This is a genomic window from Acetobacterium sp. K1/6 (assembly GCF_034438075.1).
GTDB lineage: Bacteria > Bacillota > Clostridia > Eubacteriales > Eubacteriaceae > Acetobacterium > Acetobacterium carbinolicum.
In genome coordinates this window covers 1-16,245 of the sequence record NZ_JAXQGA010000033.1, presented here as the reverse complement: position 1 = coordinate 16,245, position 16,245 = coordinate 1, and the positions used below count along the sequence as shown (strand labels likewise).

Below are 16,245 nucleotides of genomic sequence, written 5' to 3'. Positions count from 1 at the left end.
TTCCAAGTTCATTTCAATGTTTCAGCCCAATGTCCGCCGCCTCTGTTACGAGACAACTTCATTAGTATACGCTCTTTGTTCCTTCTTGTCAATGCTTTTTTAAAAGTTTTTTTGTTTTTCTTTTGTTTTAGTCAAAAGACCCTGGTATCTGTTAATTGTTTGGTTTCAAGGACAAAATTTAACTATTATTCCGAGAGGTTTTAATTATATCCCCTTATAATTACTGTTTAAACATTTTATTTTGAAAACCAATCTTTTTCTTATGAATTAAAGGAGCTCAGAATTTTAAAATTCTGAGCTCCTTGTCCATTAATTTATTAGTCGATGGGTTTCATTGTCGGGAAAAGAATAACGTCTCTAATACTATGCTGATTGGTGAATAGCATCACCAGTCGATCAATTCCGATTCCTAAACCACCAGTAGGTGGCAAACCCACTTCCAGGGCATTGATAAAGTCGGCATCGAATGGATGGGCTTCATCATCACCATCTGTTTTCTTCTGTACCTGAGACATAAACCGCTCTTTCTGATCAATGGGATCATTGAGTTCGGAGAAGGCGTTAGCACATTCAGCACCGTTTATATAAAGTTCAAATCGCTCCGTGTAGCGTGGGTCTTTGGGATCTTTCTTGGCCAATGGTGAAATTTCAACTGGATGCATGGTCACAAAGGTTGGTTGGATCAGTTTATCTTCAACAAATTCGTCAAAGACTTCGGCCATAATTTCACCGATACTGTTTTTCCCGTCCACATCCACATGCAGTTCTTTTGCAGCAGCCCGGGCAACATCGAGATCTGTCATCACATCAAAATCCACATTGGTATGTTCTTTAACCAAATCAACCATTCTGGCCCGTTTAAATGGTGCTGCCAGACTGATTTCCTTATCGCCGTAAATAACGATTTCTGATTTATTGACTTCCTCGGCCAGATAACTATAGAGCTCTTCGATCATTTTCATCAGATCGTCATAGTTCGCATATGCCTCGTAGGATTCTAACAATGTGAATTCAGGGTTATGGGTAGCGTCCATGCCTTCGTTTCTGAACACACGACTCATTTCATAAACCTTATCAAACCCACCAACAATTAATCGTTTAAGCGGCAGTTCCAGGGCAATTCGACAGTATAGCGTGATATCCAGAGCATTATGGTGAGTCATAAAAGGTCTGGCATTGGCACCGCCAGCCAAATTTGAAAGAACTGGCGTTTCTACTTCGATAAAATCACGCGAATCATAAAACTCCCGTATCTTTCGCATAATCAGCGATCGTTTTTGAAAAACATCCTTTACTTCGGGATTTACAATCAAATCAACATAACGCTGCCGATAACGCAATTCCATATCTTTTAGACCATGATATTTTTCCGGCAGAATTTGTAAAGATTTGCTCAGCAGTGTCAGTTCCGAAACTCTGACCGAGATCTGACCCATTTTTGTTTTGAAAATTTCCCCTTTAACGCCAACGATATCCCCGATGTCATAGGTTTTAATTTCGTCATACATATCAACCAGGGCGTCTTTTTTCAGGAATAACTGAATTCTTCCAGTAGAATCCTGAAGATCGTAAAAAGAAACTTTTCCCTGCCCTCGTTTAGACATGATCCGTCCTGCCATGGTCACTTCTTTTTCTTCATATTCATCGAAAGATGCTTCAACTTTTTTTGCGTGAACGCTGACACTATAACTGGTATTTTCAAAGGGATTCTTCCCTGCGTCTTGTAATTTTTTTAATTTATCTCTTCTAATCTCTAGAAGTTCACTAAGGTTTTCTGTTGTCAATGTCTGCTCCCCTATCTACGTATTTCTAAAATTTGATATGCTGCTTCACCGTCAGGAATTTGAACCTTTACCGTATCGCCTACCTTGGCTCCAAGCAGCGCAGACCCAATCGGAGACTCATTGGAAATGCGGTTATTCTTGGGATCAGATTCAGCCGATCCAACAATTTTATATTCGGCTTCAAAGTCCAATAATGGGTTTTTAATTTTAACGATACTGCCAACGCCAACGTCTTCCGTATGGATATCTTTGTCAACAATAACAACTGCTATTTTCAGCTTGTGTTCCAACTCCGAAATTCGGCCTTCAACAAACCCCTGTTCATTTTTAGCTTCATCATATTCGGCATTTTCACTTAAATCACCAAATTCCCGGGCGGTCTTAATGCGATCCGCAACCTCGTGGCGCTTAACTGTTTTCAAATACTCCAGTTCCTTTTTTATGGCATTAAAGCCATCCTCAGTTATCACTAATTCTTTTCCGTTTATTCCCATTTTATTCCTCCATCTGACACGATACTCATTCTTAATCACAGGTGTCATTAATTATTTTTTAACTTTTTTTCTATAACTTTTTTTCTATAGACATTATTTGCTTGGTTTACTTGCCAATAACAGTTTTTCCCCACATGTAATGAACCAACTTTTCAGGAACCAAAACTGAACCATCCGCTTGTTGGTAATTTTCTAAAATTGCAGCAAAGGTCCTACCCACCGCCAGTCCTGATCCATTGAGGGTATGCAAGAACCGGGTTTTTTTGGTTTCACCGTCTCTAAAGCGGATGTTAGCCCGTCGGGCCTGGTAGTCTTCAAAATTTGAACAGGAACTGATTTCTACATAGCGGTTGTAGCTAGGCATCCATACTTCAATATCGTAGGTTTTCGCCGAACTAAAGCCCAGATCTCCCGTGCATAATTCAACTACCCGATAAGGAATCCCCAGTAGTTTTAAAATTTGTTCGGCATTGTTTGTTAAAGCTTCAAGTTCTTCATAAGATCGATCGGGATGAACAAATTTAACCATTTCCACCTTGTCGAACTGATGATTACGAATTAATCCTCGGGTATCACGACCTGCCGAACCCGCTTCTTGTCTGAAACAAGGCGTATAGGCGGTAAAGTATTTTGGCAGTTCTTCTTCTGCTAATATTTCGTCGCGATAGATATTGGTTACCGGCACCTCTGCAGTTGGCACCAGAAAAAAGTCCTTGCTGGGCAAATGAAAGGCATCATCTTCAAATTTAGGTAATTGCCCGGTGCCAGTCATACTTTCCCGATTCACCATAAATGGTGGAGAGATTTCAGTGTACTGATGCTCCACGCAATGGGTGTAGAGCATAAAGTTAATCAAAGCCCGCTGCAAACGGGCTCCTTCGCCTTTAAACATACTAAATCGAGCGCCGGTTATTTTGACGGCCCGTTCAAAATCCAGGATGTCCAGATCTACCCCAATATCCCAATGGGCTTTAATCTCAAAATCAAAGTTTCTGGGTTCGCCCCATTTTCTGACTTCCAGATTGTCAGTATCGTCTTTCCCAACCTTAACTTGAGGATTGGGAATATTCGGAAAATTCAGCAATAAAACTTTGATCTCATCATCGATTGCTTTAACTGCCGTATCCAACTCCTTGATCTTGTTTGACAATTCCTTCATTTCTGCAAATATCTCGGAGCAATCCTTGTTTTCTTTTTTCAAAACCGGAATTTGTTTTGACACCAGATTTTGACGGCTCTTCATTTCTTCAACTTGAACCAATGTTTCCCGGCGTTTTTCATCTAAAGCGGTAATTGCGCTTAAATCGTATTGACCGCGTTTGTCCAAGCCAGCCTGAACTTCTTCTTTATTTTCTCTTATGCGCTTTATATCGAGCATTTTATCCTCCTGCTTTTATAACTTATGATCTTATCTCCTATTGAGTTACGCCAGAAAGTTGCGTAAGCTGAGCCAGAACCTGTTCCAACTCATTTATTTTCTGACCGTATCCTGCCCAGTTACCGGCTTTTTGGGCTTCTTGAGCTTCTTTAAATAGGCTATTAGCCTTAACCACTAATTCTGCATTAGTGGATGTGCTACCACCAGTGCTTTGAGGTACTGCGTTGTCATCTAGTATTTCCTGAATGTCAAAAACCTGTGCCAATGCCAGTTCCAGAGAGTCAGCCATGACAATTTCGTTCTGGTAACAAACCACCACTTTTTTTAATTCCGGCAGATTGTTGTCACCACCAGATGCTTGAATGTAGATTGGTTCCACATAAATAATCGCATTTTCGATCGGTATCGACATCAGATTCCCGCGCAGAACCCGAGAGCCCTGCTGACCTAAAAGCGTCAACTGTGGTGAAATAATCGTATCCTGATCAATCCGCTGTTCAATCTGCATCGGTCCATAAACCAATTGCTGTTTAGGGAACTCATACAGGATCAACTGCCCATAACCAGCACCATCCGACACGCCTGCCAACCAGGCAATCATATTATCTTTATCTTTAGGGGTAAACGGTACCGTCAGCATGAATTCTGCTTCCCGATCCGGCAACTTCATAATCGTATAAGCTGACCCTACAGGTACTTCCGACTTTTCTGATTCATAAAACTGGGTCGCGGTTTCCCACTGATCTTCTTTATTATAAAAGACCCGGGCATTTGACATATGATAGGTTTTATAAATATCCGATTGAATATCAAACATGGTTTTTGAATACCGCAGATGTGCTCTGATTCCTTCCGGCATTTCAGAGAGATCTTTTAAAAATCCCGGGAATATTTTGCTGTAGGTTTCCAGTACCGGTTCGTCATCAACCTTATAAAAGGTCACGTCGCCATTATAGGCATCAACAACCACCTTGACTGAATTGCGGACATAATTATTGCCGGCATTATCAAAGGGTTGTGAATAAGGGTAGCGATCACTGGTAGTGAAAGCATCAACAATCCAATACAGACGACCTTCTGAGATCACCATGTAAGGATCGCTCTCATAGCTTAAAAATGGCGCAATCGTTGAGACCCGTTCTGAAATATTCCGATGGATCAGCATTCTGCTCTCATCGGTAATTTCATTTGCCAAAAGCAGTTCTGATGACCCATGGTAGAGCGCAAATGCCAATTTATTAATAAAGGACATCTCTATTCCCGCTGTTCCCGTGTAGGTCACCTCCTGGTTATCATTCCCCTGAGGGTAATCAAACTCTGCTGTGGTACAGTTTGTAACCACATAGTCATAATCATTTTCGCCAAAGTATATCCGGGGTTCGTCAATAATCAGCTCACTCACATCCGTAACTGGCGGAATATCTTTGACAATTAGATCTGGTTGTCCGACATTATTGGTTTTATTTACCGGAGACACCGCCACGCCAAAGCCATGGGTATACTTCAAATGCTGATTAACCCAGGTTTTTGCTTCATCGGGCAGTAAGTTATTGTTCATTTCCCGGGTACCCAGAAAGACCTGGGTATAGACACCATTAACAAAATAGCGATCCACATCGACATCATAGAATTGATAGTAGTTACGAATCCCCTGCAGGGAATTATACATTTCCTGAGTTGGGATTTGATCATTAATGGGTATATTATCGATCGTAATCTGATTTTCTTTAATATCCTGAGCCGTTATTTCCTGAGTCCCTGAAAACTCTTTCGTTTCCACATTCGCCAAATCATAGGCGTGTTGCGTAAAATCGATATTATTGGCAATATACTGCTCTTCTTTTGTAAATTGGTTGGGGATAACAACCAGAGATTCGTAGATGCCCTGGGCAGCTCCACCCAGAATTACCACAACAATTAGTAGGACCGGACCAGCCCCCATTAATAAATACTTTTTCCGATAACCCGCAACGATCGATATGACCGCCAGAACCAAACATAAGACACCTTTAACGATGATGACCTTTAGTCCGATATCAATGTCTGCTGCACCGGCGCCATAGACAATTCCCGACGTCGAATACAACAACTGAAAAGCTTCCATAAAGCTTCCCAATGACAGGATTAAAAAAAGCACGCCTAAAAAGATACCAATCTGCTTGGATGCGATCTCAAGATAGGATTTGAATATCCCCTTGGCATTGTCTTTAATGGAATCCAGATCTTGTTCCCGGCTGAATTCGATTTTCTTTCCCTGATAAAGAATATATGCTGTATATAAAAACGTCAGCACCACAATGGTTGCGAAAAATCCAATAAATATTGAAAAAATTTCCTGGTATAATGGCAAACCAAAAAAATAAAGAGCCAGATCCTGGTTGAATATCGGATCTGTCAGATTAAATTGAGTCTGATTGACAAATTCCAGTATTTGGTACCAAAGCTGGTCGGCAATCATAATGGTAAGAAAAAATGCGACCAAACCACTCACTGCAATAGCAATGATATTTTGCTTTTTTGTCGCTTTCTGAACACTCCCAATATACTTTGATGAAATGCGATTAAGCAATTTTAAATAAAAAAACAAAATAAGTATCAATCCGATAAAGATCGGAATACCTATTTGTGTTTTTGTCACCAATTCTTTAAAGAAAATTTGCGTATATCCCATTTCCACAAACCAAAGATAATCAACATAAAATCGGTTCAGTGATAACAGAATGGCAAAAATCACGAATAACACACCTAATCCAATTAAGAGTGTTTTATTTCTCTTTCTCATTTTCTTCACTTCTTTCCTAATAATATCGTATTTTTCTCTAATTTTATCATTATATCACATTTTTTTGACAATTCATTAATAAAATGTAATATTTCCGATTAAAAGAGGATCATTTAGAAATTGAATCCCTTCTTTTGCCAGCCGATAAAAACAAAGACCACTCAGACTTGAATTGGAAAGTCAAAATAGGTTTCGGGATAAGGCTCTTCCGTGAGGGTAAAATGCCACCATTCCTGCTGTAGCGGTTCAAACCCCTCCGAACGCATCAGATAACGCAACAAAACCCGGTTTTTACTCTGTTCCAGGGTAAGATGGTCGTAATCGCTGTAGGAGATCTCTGAGAAAAAATCAAAAATACCACCCATGTCAATTTCAATCCCGGTTTTTATGTTTACCACTGTCAGATCCACCGTGCTACCCCGAGTGTGGGAAGATTCCGGGGCAATAAAGCCCCCTTCGAAAACTTCTTGTCGCGTCTTATCTGGATAGTAGATGCTTTTGGTCTTCCCATCTTCTTGCTGATTACCCCATCGCACGAAATGATCGACTGCCCGCTTGGGTCGATACCCATCAAAAACCTTTAATCCAAATCCGTCTCCCATAAGTTGCTTTTGCACACGTTCCAATGCGATTGTTGCTTTTTCAGTTAATAAAATCCTGGGCGTTTCATAACCATCGATTCGTTCACCGACAAAGTTATCCCCTGTAAAGTATTTCACATCCGTAATGATTCCCGGAATTTCCAGGGAAATATCAACAAAATCATTGGGACGTACAATCATAATTTTTTTCATTGATTATCCCCTAGTTTTATGCATGATCATTATCTATTTCCCTATTTTATACGATGATTGATCTGATTACCAGCAATAATTATCAAAATCAATAAAAGTAGCGATAATCCACCTTAATTATTGGATAACAAATGATTAAGTCGCCTATTTGGTACTAAATTTATCCATTATTTTACGATATCCAGCGAAATTCGACCATCCAAAATTTCGATGATCCGATCCGCTTTTTCGGCAACACGCCGATCATGGGTGATAATTACAAAGGTGGTTCCCAACTCCTGGTTGATTCTACGGAAGAGTTGATAGATACTGTCGGTAGTCTGAGAATCCAAATTGCCGGTGGGTTCGTCAGCAAGAATAATTTTCGGCTGATTCATCAGTGCTCTGGCAATGGCGGTCCGTTGCTGTTGCCCTCCCGACATATTTGTCGCTAAATTGTTCTCGACCTTTTCTAGTCCTACCAGGCTTAGTATTTCCTTTGCCCTTTCCTGACTTTTTTTATCTGCTTTACCCTTGGCGATCCGATAGGGCATCAACACATTTTCCAGGGCAGTAAACTCCGGCAGCAGATAGTGAAACTGAAAAACAAAACCCAATGTTTCGTTTCGCAAATCATCCAAACGTCCTTTTGACATATTTTTGGTGGATACCCCGTTAATAATCACGTCCCCTTTAGTCGGACGATCCAAGGTTCCCATAATATTGAGAAGGGTACTTTTGCCACTGCCGGACTCACCAATAATGGCATTAAACGAACCTGTTTTAAATCCAAGATCAAGTTTATCCAGTGCAACTGTCTTGATCGTTTTACCGTAGACCTTTGATACCCCTTTTACTTCAACCACACAATTATCCATTTTTAATTACCTCCATGGGGTCCAACTTGGACACTCGAATGGCCGGTATTAAGGCCGCCAGTGTCGAAGCTGCAATGGCAATTCCCGCTGAAATACCGATAAAATGCCAATCAATATAGAAAGGAACCAGAGAAGATCCATCCGGGTTGGTGACAAAGGTGGCAAATGACCAGCTTAGTCCGATTCCCAGTCCGATACCGACAAAAGCCCCTAAAATACCCAACAAAAATCCCTGAGACAAAAAAACCAGACTGGCTTTGAGATTATGCATTCCCATGGCTTTTAATATCCCGATCTGTCGCGATTTTTGTACCACACTGATCGCCAATACACTGGCAATACCCAAAACCACTGATATCAGCACAAAAACCTGAATCATCAGGCTTGAGGCGGTTTGACCTGAGAGTCCCGATAACAAGGCCTCATTCTCTGCTTTCCAATTGGATACAACTAAGGTGTTGTCTTTCAAACGCTGCTCCACCAACATTGCCACTTCATCGGCAGCAAAAACATCACTTACCTGCATTTCGATCTGCGACACGCCTTCTCCGGTTTCCAGGAATGCCTGTGCGGTACCGGCATTTGTCAGAATCCAAGATTCATTTAGCGATTTTACCTGTAGATCAAAAAAACCGGTCACCAGAAAATTTCCTGTCTTTCCTGAGGGGGTGAGCATCTCAATTGTATCTCCGATCTTCACACCCAGGTTTTCGGAAAGATCTTCACCTAAAATGACGTCATTTTCATTCGTTCCCAGCTTTCCTTTGACAAGCCGATCAGTTAATTTATAAATTCCCTGGGCTGCATCCCAATCAAAGCCTCTCATCACAATTGTTGTCGACTGATCGGCTGTTTTTACAATTGCCGGACCCTGAATAACCGCCACCGGGTGTATGATCTCATCTGGACTCGCAGCTTTAATTGTTTTGATTTTTGCCTGGGGGGCTAGAATATAATTACCATCTTCTTTGGGAGAGACCGTAATCTGAGCGGCACTTCCGACAGTTTTATCAACCAGGCTTTTTTGAAGCCCTGTGATTAACGACCCAATAAAGATCTGTACCGATACCCCAATGGCGATCCCCAACACAATGAGGGCTGTTTGTGCCTTGCTTGATTTTAAAAAACGAAGGGCGATATCAAATGCCAGTTTCATCTATTTCCCACCCTTCCGTTATTCTTGCCACTGCATTGTAGCTGTCCACATAAAAATCACCGCCGATTTCTTTGACCACCGCCAGATTTTCTTTAAAAGCGGCTCCGCCTAAAACGATGCTGGTATCCTTGCCCAGAATTTTTCTGACATCTTCTATTGTTCTCTTGGCCACAACCAGATTAAAGTAATTACTGACCCCCATGGCAATGACCGCTGGCTGTAACCTGACCATCGCTTGTAAAAGGGCTTCCGGTGGCGTGTTGGCACCTAAAAAATAGACCTGATGACCACATAAGGTAAAAAAATCAGCGATCATCCGGGCACCAACATCATGATATTCTTCAGCTGGACAAAAAATCAGGATTTTCTTTCGCCCCTTTTTATCACTGTTTTGTAAGCCATCATTGACCACCCGGGGATAGCAGTATTCAATGACGGTCCGAACTACGGAAGTTCTAAAATGTTCTTTCCAGATTGCCACTGATTCTCTTCTTTCTTCCAGCTCCATTTTATTTTGGGCCGGCGTTAACCATTCAGTGTATAGCTCCACCAGTCCAACCTTCCCAGTTTCCAGTGCATCCAAAGCAATTCGCACCGCATTGGGTTTATCATCATTTTCCAGGCATTCTACGAATTTTTCATATAGCATATGTACACCATCCAATTAATATTACTTATTACTATTTTACCCCGGGGTCTTAAAAACAAACAGATTTATATATCAATTTAAAAGGAAGAATCCCTGTAATTTAAAAATTACAGGGATTCTTTTAAGCTTAAGCACGATTAGAGGTCGATAACCCATTTTCCAATGCTTTCCAGTTTTTCTTTTGTCAATCCACAGTCGAGTAAATAACCAAGCTCATCCAAAGTGCCTTGTCCCAGGGGAACCATCGTCGCGCCTGAGTCACTTCCCAATGCAATGTTCACACCCATTGCATCTGCTTTTTTTACCATCGACTGATGTTGTCTAAAATAAGCTTCCGATACTTTCTGATATTTTTTTAGTGGGTTCCCGTCATCACATCTGGCAATATTGGCAAACGGTGCCAGGGTCGGCACCCAAACAACGCGACTCTCACGCATCGCCTGGAGACAGTCATCATTTATCCCATAACCGTGTTCAATGGTATCTGCTCCGGATCTCAAAGCGATCATAATACCCTCTGGTGTATTGGCGTGAACCATGACTGATAACCCTTTTTGATGGGCATGATCAATCATCTTCGAACATTCACTTTTAGAGAAACCCACCGGTCCCGAAGCACCAAATGCGGTAAAACTCATGATACCGGTAAGAATAATCTTGATAAAGTCCGGCTTTTGTTTGATGAGTTGATTCATCTTTTTAATGCCATCCTCTAGATTATCTACGGAGTCCCCTAAAAAATCACCGTAATGACCTTTCTTATATAAAGCTCGGATGGGTGTCTTAACTAAAAGATTGGAATCTTTTGAAATATCTCTGAGAATTATTCCAATTCCTGAACCATCCCCACCATCACGGATTGCCTGTACCCCTATATTTTGATAGCTTTGGATATGTTTTTTCATCGTCTCTACTGCTAAATCATCGGCAATATCAGACCTACGCAATCCTTTGAACTGACCCAAACCACAATGAACATGACAGTCGATTAACATCTTTTTATTTACGCAAACGTCTTATTATACTTGTGGCGTTATTGGTGCAATTCCAGCCATATCAAGAATTTCTGGGATTCTATTTTCCCAGCCTAATGACATAATATGAACGCCCTGGGCATATTCTTTACACTCTCTGATCAGACGTGCACAAATTTCTACGCCAGTATCGCCTGCTTTTGTTTTTTCCTTATCCGCTTTCAATTCTTCAATCATGTCATCGGGAACATGAACACCAGCTACGTTGGCATTCATATAGCGGCACATGCCGACATTTTTGGGGATGATCAGTCCAAGTTGAACGGGAACACCAAATTGTTTTGCCTGTTCCATAAATTTAATGAATTTTTCTGGCTCATAAACGCCCTGAGTCTGGAAATATTCGCATCCGGCTTTTACCTTTGCTTCCATTTTGGCCAATTGAACATCGACAGAGTCACTACATGGTGACACAACAGCACCCTTAGCAAACTTTGGCGGCGCGCCATCAATGGCGTTGCCAGCAATGTCGAAGCCTTCTTCTATCCGTTTTACCGCATGAGTCAATGACACCGAATCCAGATCGAAAACAGGTTTTGCTTGTGGGTGATCTCCCAATGTGGTGTAATCACCGGTTAATAATAATAAATTCTCAATGCCTAGTAATGCCGCACTTAATACATCAGACTGTAAGGCAATACGATTTCGGTCACGGCAGGTAATTTGAAAGATTGGAAGCAGTCCCTCATCTTTTAAAACCTTACAGGTTGCCAGCGAACCGGTCCGCATGACTGAGGACTGATTGTCCGTTACATTCAATGCATGAACTCGGGTCTTTAAAAACTCATGGGCGTCTTTAATCAGGTGATCAAGTTCAATCCCTTTTGGAGGTCCTACTTCTGCAGTTAATACAAACTCACCACGTTGAAACAACTCAGTTATTCTCATTTATAATTACTCCTAATCTTCTTAAATTATTGGTTCTTCTGCGTTTGGATTGCAATAGTTGCGCACTTTTGGGGTGTCATATTTCATGTTATCCAGCTTATTCAGTTTTTCCAATTTTCGGTAAATTCGTTCCCATCCGCATTCCATTTCTTTATCAACTTCACACATGCCTTCTTTGGCGCCGCCACATTGGCCGTTGAGCAGACTTTTCGAACACGCGGTAATTGGGCAAATCCCGCCCGTACCATTAAGGTAGCATTCGCCACACTGTCCACAATCAACATTGAGTGGTGTGACTCCCTGGAATCCCGGTAATGGATAGGTATCGCAACAGGAATAGACTCTTTTGCCCTCAAATAAAGCGGCAACAGTCTGAACCCCAACGCCACAGGAAAACACCAGAACGGTATCGGCCGCATTAATGACATCGGTATGTTTCTGTAATTGTAATTTTAGATTATCCGGGTTACAGATGTAATCCGTTGTGATAATCTGAGTCACGCCGCTTAGGTCTTTTTGTAGTTCATCCGCTTCATGTTCAGCGAAATATACTTCTTTGCAACCATGACAGTTAATGATTACTGTTTTTCCTTTTGCCAGTGCTTCGATTGTTTCTTTTGATTTTAGTTGGGTAATCAGCATTTTATTTACCCTCCCTTATGGCAGTTTTTCCAATTTTAATTCGCTCAACAATTGGAATTTTTGATGAGCAGATATATTCACAACATCCACATTCAATACAATCCATGGCATTTTGTGTTTTCATACCTTCCCAGTCTTCTGAAAGTGCGTATTTAGTGAAATACAGTGGTCGCAATTCCATTGGACAAACGTCAACACAACGTCCACACTTGATACATTCGACCGCCTCTTTAACCGTCGTTTCAACAGCAATAATCCCATTGGAACACTTCAACATCGGAACATTAAGGTTTTCCTGGGCAAATCCCATCATTGGACCACCGATTTTAATCGTAACATCGTCGCCGACTACATCGCCGCAATGATTGACAATTTCTTTAATAGAGGTCCCAATTTTGACTAAGTAATTGCCGGGTTTATTCATCCGATTTCCGCTGACAGTCATCACGCGCTCAACCAGCGGCATGCCTAACTGGATTGCATCTGATACCGCTTTGGCAGTGCTGACGTTACATACGATTGCGCCAACATCCATTGGTAAACCGCCACTTGGCACGGTCTTACCCATAACCCGTTTGATAAGCATTTTTTCAGCCCCTTGGGGGTATTTGGTTTTGGCAACCACGATTTCGATGTTATCAATATCCGCTGTTTTTGCCTGCAGTAATTCAACTGCATCAAGCTTATTGTCTTCAATGGCAATCACACCTTTTGGTGCGCCGGATGCTTTCATCATGGCTTTTAAACCATAGATCACTTCATCAGCATACGCCAATAGCACCTGATGATCGGCTGTCAAAATTGGTTCACATTCACAGCCATTAAGTAATACCAGTTCGATTGGTTTAGGTGATTTAAGTTTAACGGCCGTTGGGAATCCAGCCCCACCCATACCGACAACACCTTTTTCACGGACAATTTCAATAATTTCATCAGCAGAAAGTTTATCAAGTTCTCCAGCCGGTTTTACCGACTCGTCGAGGGTGTTCTTACCGTCTGATTGAATGACAACGGCTAAGCTGTCAAGACCGCTAATTGGATGTCGTCGCGGTTCAACGGCAACAACGGTACCGCTGACACTGGCATGAATACCACTACTGATAAGGCCTACTGCTTGAGCAATTTTCTGACCCATTTTTACCTGTTGTCCAACTTTTACAATCGGTTCAGCGGGCGCACCGGCATGTTGCGACATTGGAATTACGACATTTACCGGTTCCGGGAAACGTACCAATGAGCAGTGTTCACTTAACTCTTTCCACTCAGTTGGGTGGATTCCGCCATAGTAACCTTCATATCGTTCTTCCCGAACAGATTTCACGTATTCGTCGATAAATTTGTAGTTGACTTTGGAATAATCCCGAAGTTCCACTGGCTGGTCCAATAATTCTTGCAAACGTCCTTGTTTCTTTAGCCGATCATAGATAAGCTGCCATCCGCAATCCATTTCTTTATCTACTTCACATTTGCCATTTTTGGCGCCGCCGCATTGGCCGTTTAACAAACTCTTTGAACAATCAACGATTGGGCAGATCCCGCCGGTCAAGTTCAAGTAACACTGTCCACATGCATCGCATAAGGTCGTTGTTAATGCCATTCCATGATGGCCATCAGCAATAACGGAATCGCTGCCAGCATATACTGGGATTTCAGCCAATCCTGCAATTGTCTGAATACCCAGACCACATGAAATAACAAACACATTTTTAGCTTCTTTCGGAAGAAGCTCTTCAAAGCTTTTCGATGTCAACGGTTCGTTGCACAGAAAATCGATTTGAGCTGAGCCGACGATCGTCTTGCCTTGTTCTTTGGCAATCGCTTCAAACAAACCGCACTCCGGCTCGTCAAAGCTATCGAGTTCTTTAAAGCATTTGTTACAAGCGATAACAAACAAATCATCTTTGTCGGTTAGAACTGCCTCAAGCTCTTCCTTTCTCTTTAGTTTAAACTTCGTGTAATCCTCCAATTGTATACCTCCTTTGATTTTTGGGAATTTATAGTAATCCGCTTTGCATTTTACAAGCTTTAATGACATGAGCTGCCAGTAATGCTGTTGTGATTGGGCCAGTTCCGCCGCCGCATCCCGGTGTTGCCGAAGTAATCATTGCAACCTTGTCTAAACAGTCTACATGCGCATCTCCTGCACGGATTTTTTTGCCTTCTGCATTTAAAACAAATTCTTTATTTTCGTCTTTCATCTGAGACATTGCCACATCGATTAAAATACAATCTTCACTTAACATTTCTGGTTTAACTAAACCATAAATACCACAAGCGGTGACAACAATATCTGCTTTTTTAGTGAAGGAAGCGGTATCTTTTGTATGAACGTGACACATCGTTACGGTCGCAAATTCATTTGTTAACATAATTGTCAGCGGTTTTCCCAATACGTTAGAGTTATTAATAACAACAACGTCTTTACCTTTAACATCAATGTTATAGAATTTGAACATTTCCATAACGCCTTCAGCAGTACATGGGAAGAATCCTCTTTCATCGGCGATCATCAACTTACCCAGATTAGTCGGGTTAAGGGCATCAGGATCTTTTTCAGGGCTTAACATATATTTGATTTTATCAGCATCAATTTGATCTGGAAGCGGTTGGAAGATTAAAACAGAATGAATGTTTTTATCTGCATTGATTGCTTCAAGCTTCGCAATGAAGTCAGCTTCTGTTACATCAATTGGGAATTGAACAGATTCAACTTCGATATTTGATTTTCCCATTCGGGTAATAATGCTTTTTTCGTAAGAAATAGAACCGGCGTCTTCGCCAACTCGCATAATCGCCATTTTTACCTGAATGCCTTTGCCTTTTAATTCATTAGCATCCTTTAGTACTTGAGCCAATACTGATTCGCTTACTTCTTTTCCACTTAATAATTTTGCTGCCATAATTATAATACTCCTCTTGATTCAAAATTTTTGGACTTAACTCTTTATGAAAGTTGTTTTTCAACTTGCGCATAAACGCGATCACAGATTTTTATACCTTTTTCTAACATTGGCTTGATTCTATTATTAACGTCTGCGACATAGTCTTGATCTTTTATTGTTTTAATGTTAATTAAAACATTTACCCAGCCGCTGATCATCGCTGCTCTTAAACATTGCACCCCACAGGCGACATCACTAATCGCTAAGGCAGAACCTTTTCCCACTAATTCTTCCTGGATTAAAACAGCTTTGTAACATACCTCAACAATTTCTAGCGGGATGCTACACGCTACCTTTGTACATTCTTCTAAAGTTTTTTCTTTAAAAGCTTTTTCTTCTTCAGTTTCTTTGGGAAGGCCATAAGCTTTGGACAACGGCAAAAAGTTTTTTGCGTCTTCATCGATCATTGCTAATAAACGATCTTGAAGAATCAACGATTCTTTTAAAATACGCTGAATATCGTCTTCATATTCCGCATATTTCTTCTTGCCAGTCGTTAGATTACCAACCATTCCGGCTAATGCCGTTCCGATTGCTCCAACTAAAGCAGCTGCACCACCACCGCCCGGAACAGCTGCTTTACTGTATAGGGCTTCAACAAATTCTGTACATTTTTTTTCTGATATCGAACTCAGATTGGTTCCTACTGCATCAAATTCCATTTGCTAACTCCACTTCAATCTTTTGTATATTATTTAGTCGTTCTTATTGAACCGACAAGGGTTCTGACAGAATCCTTGTCGGCATCATTTTTTCTAGAATAAACCAGCAATTACGCCGTTTTCATCAACATCAATTTTTTCTGCGGCAGGTACTTTTGGTAACCCGGGCATTTTCATGATTTC

Annotated in this window: 15 protein-coding genes; all 15 read right to left on the bottom strand. The window is 41.2% G+C overall.

The features are described 5' to 3' along the window. Positions 1–317: 317 nt before the first annotated feature. A complete protein-coding gene (gene lysS / locus U2P91_RS17025; protein ID WP_111889147.1) occupies positions 318–1,784 on the bottom strand; it encodes a lysine--tRNA ligase in 1,467 nt (488 codons plus the stop codon). A gap of 11 nt (positions 1,785–1,795) precedes the next feature. Further along, positions 1,796–2,278 (bottom strand): transcription elongation factor GreA, encoded by a 483-nt coding sequence (gene greA, locus U2P91_RS17020; RefSeq protein WP_111889146.1) that lies wholly within the window; start codon positions 2,276–2,278, stop codon positions 1,796–1,798. Positions 2,279–2,384: 106 nt separating this feature from the next. Next, positions 2,385–3,656: a serine--tRNA ligase gene (gene serS / locus U2P91_RS17015; RefSeq protein WP_111889145.1), complete on the bottom strand. Its 1,272-nt coding sequence runs from the start codon at positions 3,654–3,656 to the stop codon at positions 2,385–2,387. Between the two features lie 37 nt (positions 3,657–3,693). After that, positions 3,694–6,438 (bottom strand): UPF0182 family protein, encoded by a 2,745-nt coding sequence (locus U2P91_RS17010; protein WP_111889144.1) that lies wholly within the window; start codon positions 6,436–6,438, stop codon positions 3,694–3,696. 161 nt (positions 6,439–6,599) lie between these two features. Continuing rightward, a complete protein-coding gene (locus tag U2P91_RS17005; RefSeq protein ID WP_111889143.1) occupies positions 6,600–7,232 on the bottom strand; it encodes a M15 family metallopeptidase in 633 nt (210 codons plus the stop codon). A 167-nt stretch (positions 7,233–7,399) separates the two neighbouring features. After that, positions 7,400–8,089: an ABC transporter ATP-binding protein gene (locus tag U2P91_RS17000; RefSeq protein ID WP_111889142.1), complete on the bottom strand. Its 690-nt coding sequence runs from the start codon at positions 8,087–8,089 to the stop codon at positions 7,400–7,402. Beyond that, positions 8,082–9,245 (bottom strand): ABC transporter permease, encoded by a 1,164-nt coding sequence (locus tag U2P91_RS16995; protein WP_111889141.1) that lies wholly within the window; start codon positions 9,243–9,245, stop codon positions 8,082–8,084. The genes U2P91_RS17000 and U2P91_RS16995 overlap by 8 nt, the downstream gene beginning before the upstream one ends. Next, positions 9,229–9,894: a cobalamin B12-binding domain-containing protein gene (locus U2P91_RS16990; RefSeq protein ID WP_111889140.1), complete on the bottom strand. Its 666-nt coding sequence runs from the start codon at positions 9,892–9,894 to the stop codon at positions 9,229–9,231. The genes U2P91_RS16995 and U2P91_RS16990 overlap by 17 nt, the downstream gene beginning before the upstream one ends. Before the next feature lie 137 nt (positions 9,895–10,031). Beyond that, the gene (locus U2P91_RS16985; protein ID WP_111889139.1) at positions 10,032–10,889 is read right to left on the bottom strand and encodes an amidohydrolase family protein; all 858 of its coding nucleotides are present in this window, start codon (positions 10,887–10,889) and stop codon (positions 10,032–10,034) included. A 24-nt stretch (positions 10,890–10,913) separates the two neighbouring features. Continuing rightward, positions 10,914–11,816 carry a methylenetetrahydrofolate reductase gene (locus tag U2P91_RS16980; RefSeq protein ID WP_111889138.1) on the bottom strand — a complete coding sequence of 301 codons (903 nt, stop codon included), beginning with the start codon at positions 11,814–11,816 and terminating at the stop codon, positions 10,914–10,916. A gap of 21 nt (positions 11,817–11,837) precedes the next feature. Then, complete coding sequence (locus tag U2P91_RS16975) at positions 11,838–12,458, bottom strand: methylenetetrahydrofolate reductase C-terminal domain-containing protein (RefSeq protein WP_111889137.1); 621 nt, start codon at positions 12,456–12,458, stop codon at positions 11,838–11,840. A gap of 1 nt (position 12,459) precedes the next feature. Beyond that, complete coding sequence (gene rsxC / locus U2P91_RS16970) at positions 12,460–14,424, bottom strand: electron transport complex subunit RsxC (RefSeq protein ID WP_111889136.1); 1,965 nt, start codon at positions 14,422–14,424, stop codon at positions 12,460–12,462. Between the two features lie 28 nt (positions 14,425–14,452). Continuing rightward, a complete protein-coding gene (locus U2P91_RS16965; protein WP_111889135.1) occupies positions 14,453–15,358 on the bottom strand; it encodes a bifunctional 5,10-methylenetetrahydrofolate dehydrogenase/5,10-methenyltetrahydrofolate cyclohydrolase in 906 nt (301 codons plus the stop codon). A gap of 44 nt (positions 15,359–15,402) precedes the next feature. Further along, the gene (locus tag U2P91_RS16960) at positions 15,403–16,062 is read right to left on the bottom strand and encodes a cyclodeaminase/cyclohydrolase family protein (RefSeq protein ID WP_111889134.1); all 660 of its coding nucleotides are present in this window, start codon (positions 16,060–16,062) and stop codon (positions 15,403–15,405) included. Positions 16,063–16,155: 93 nt separating this feature from the next. Beyond that, a partial coding sequence (locus U2P91_RS16955) for a formate--tetrahydrofolate ligase (RefSeq protein WP_322519756.1) occupies positions 16,156–16,245 on the bottom strand: 90 nt, incomplete at its 5' end.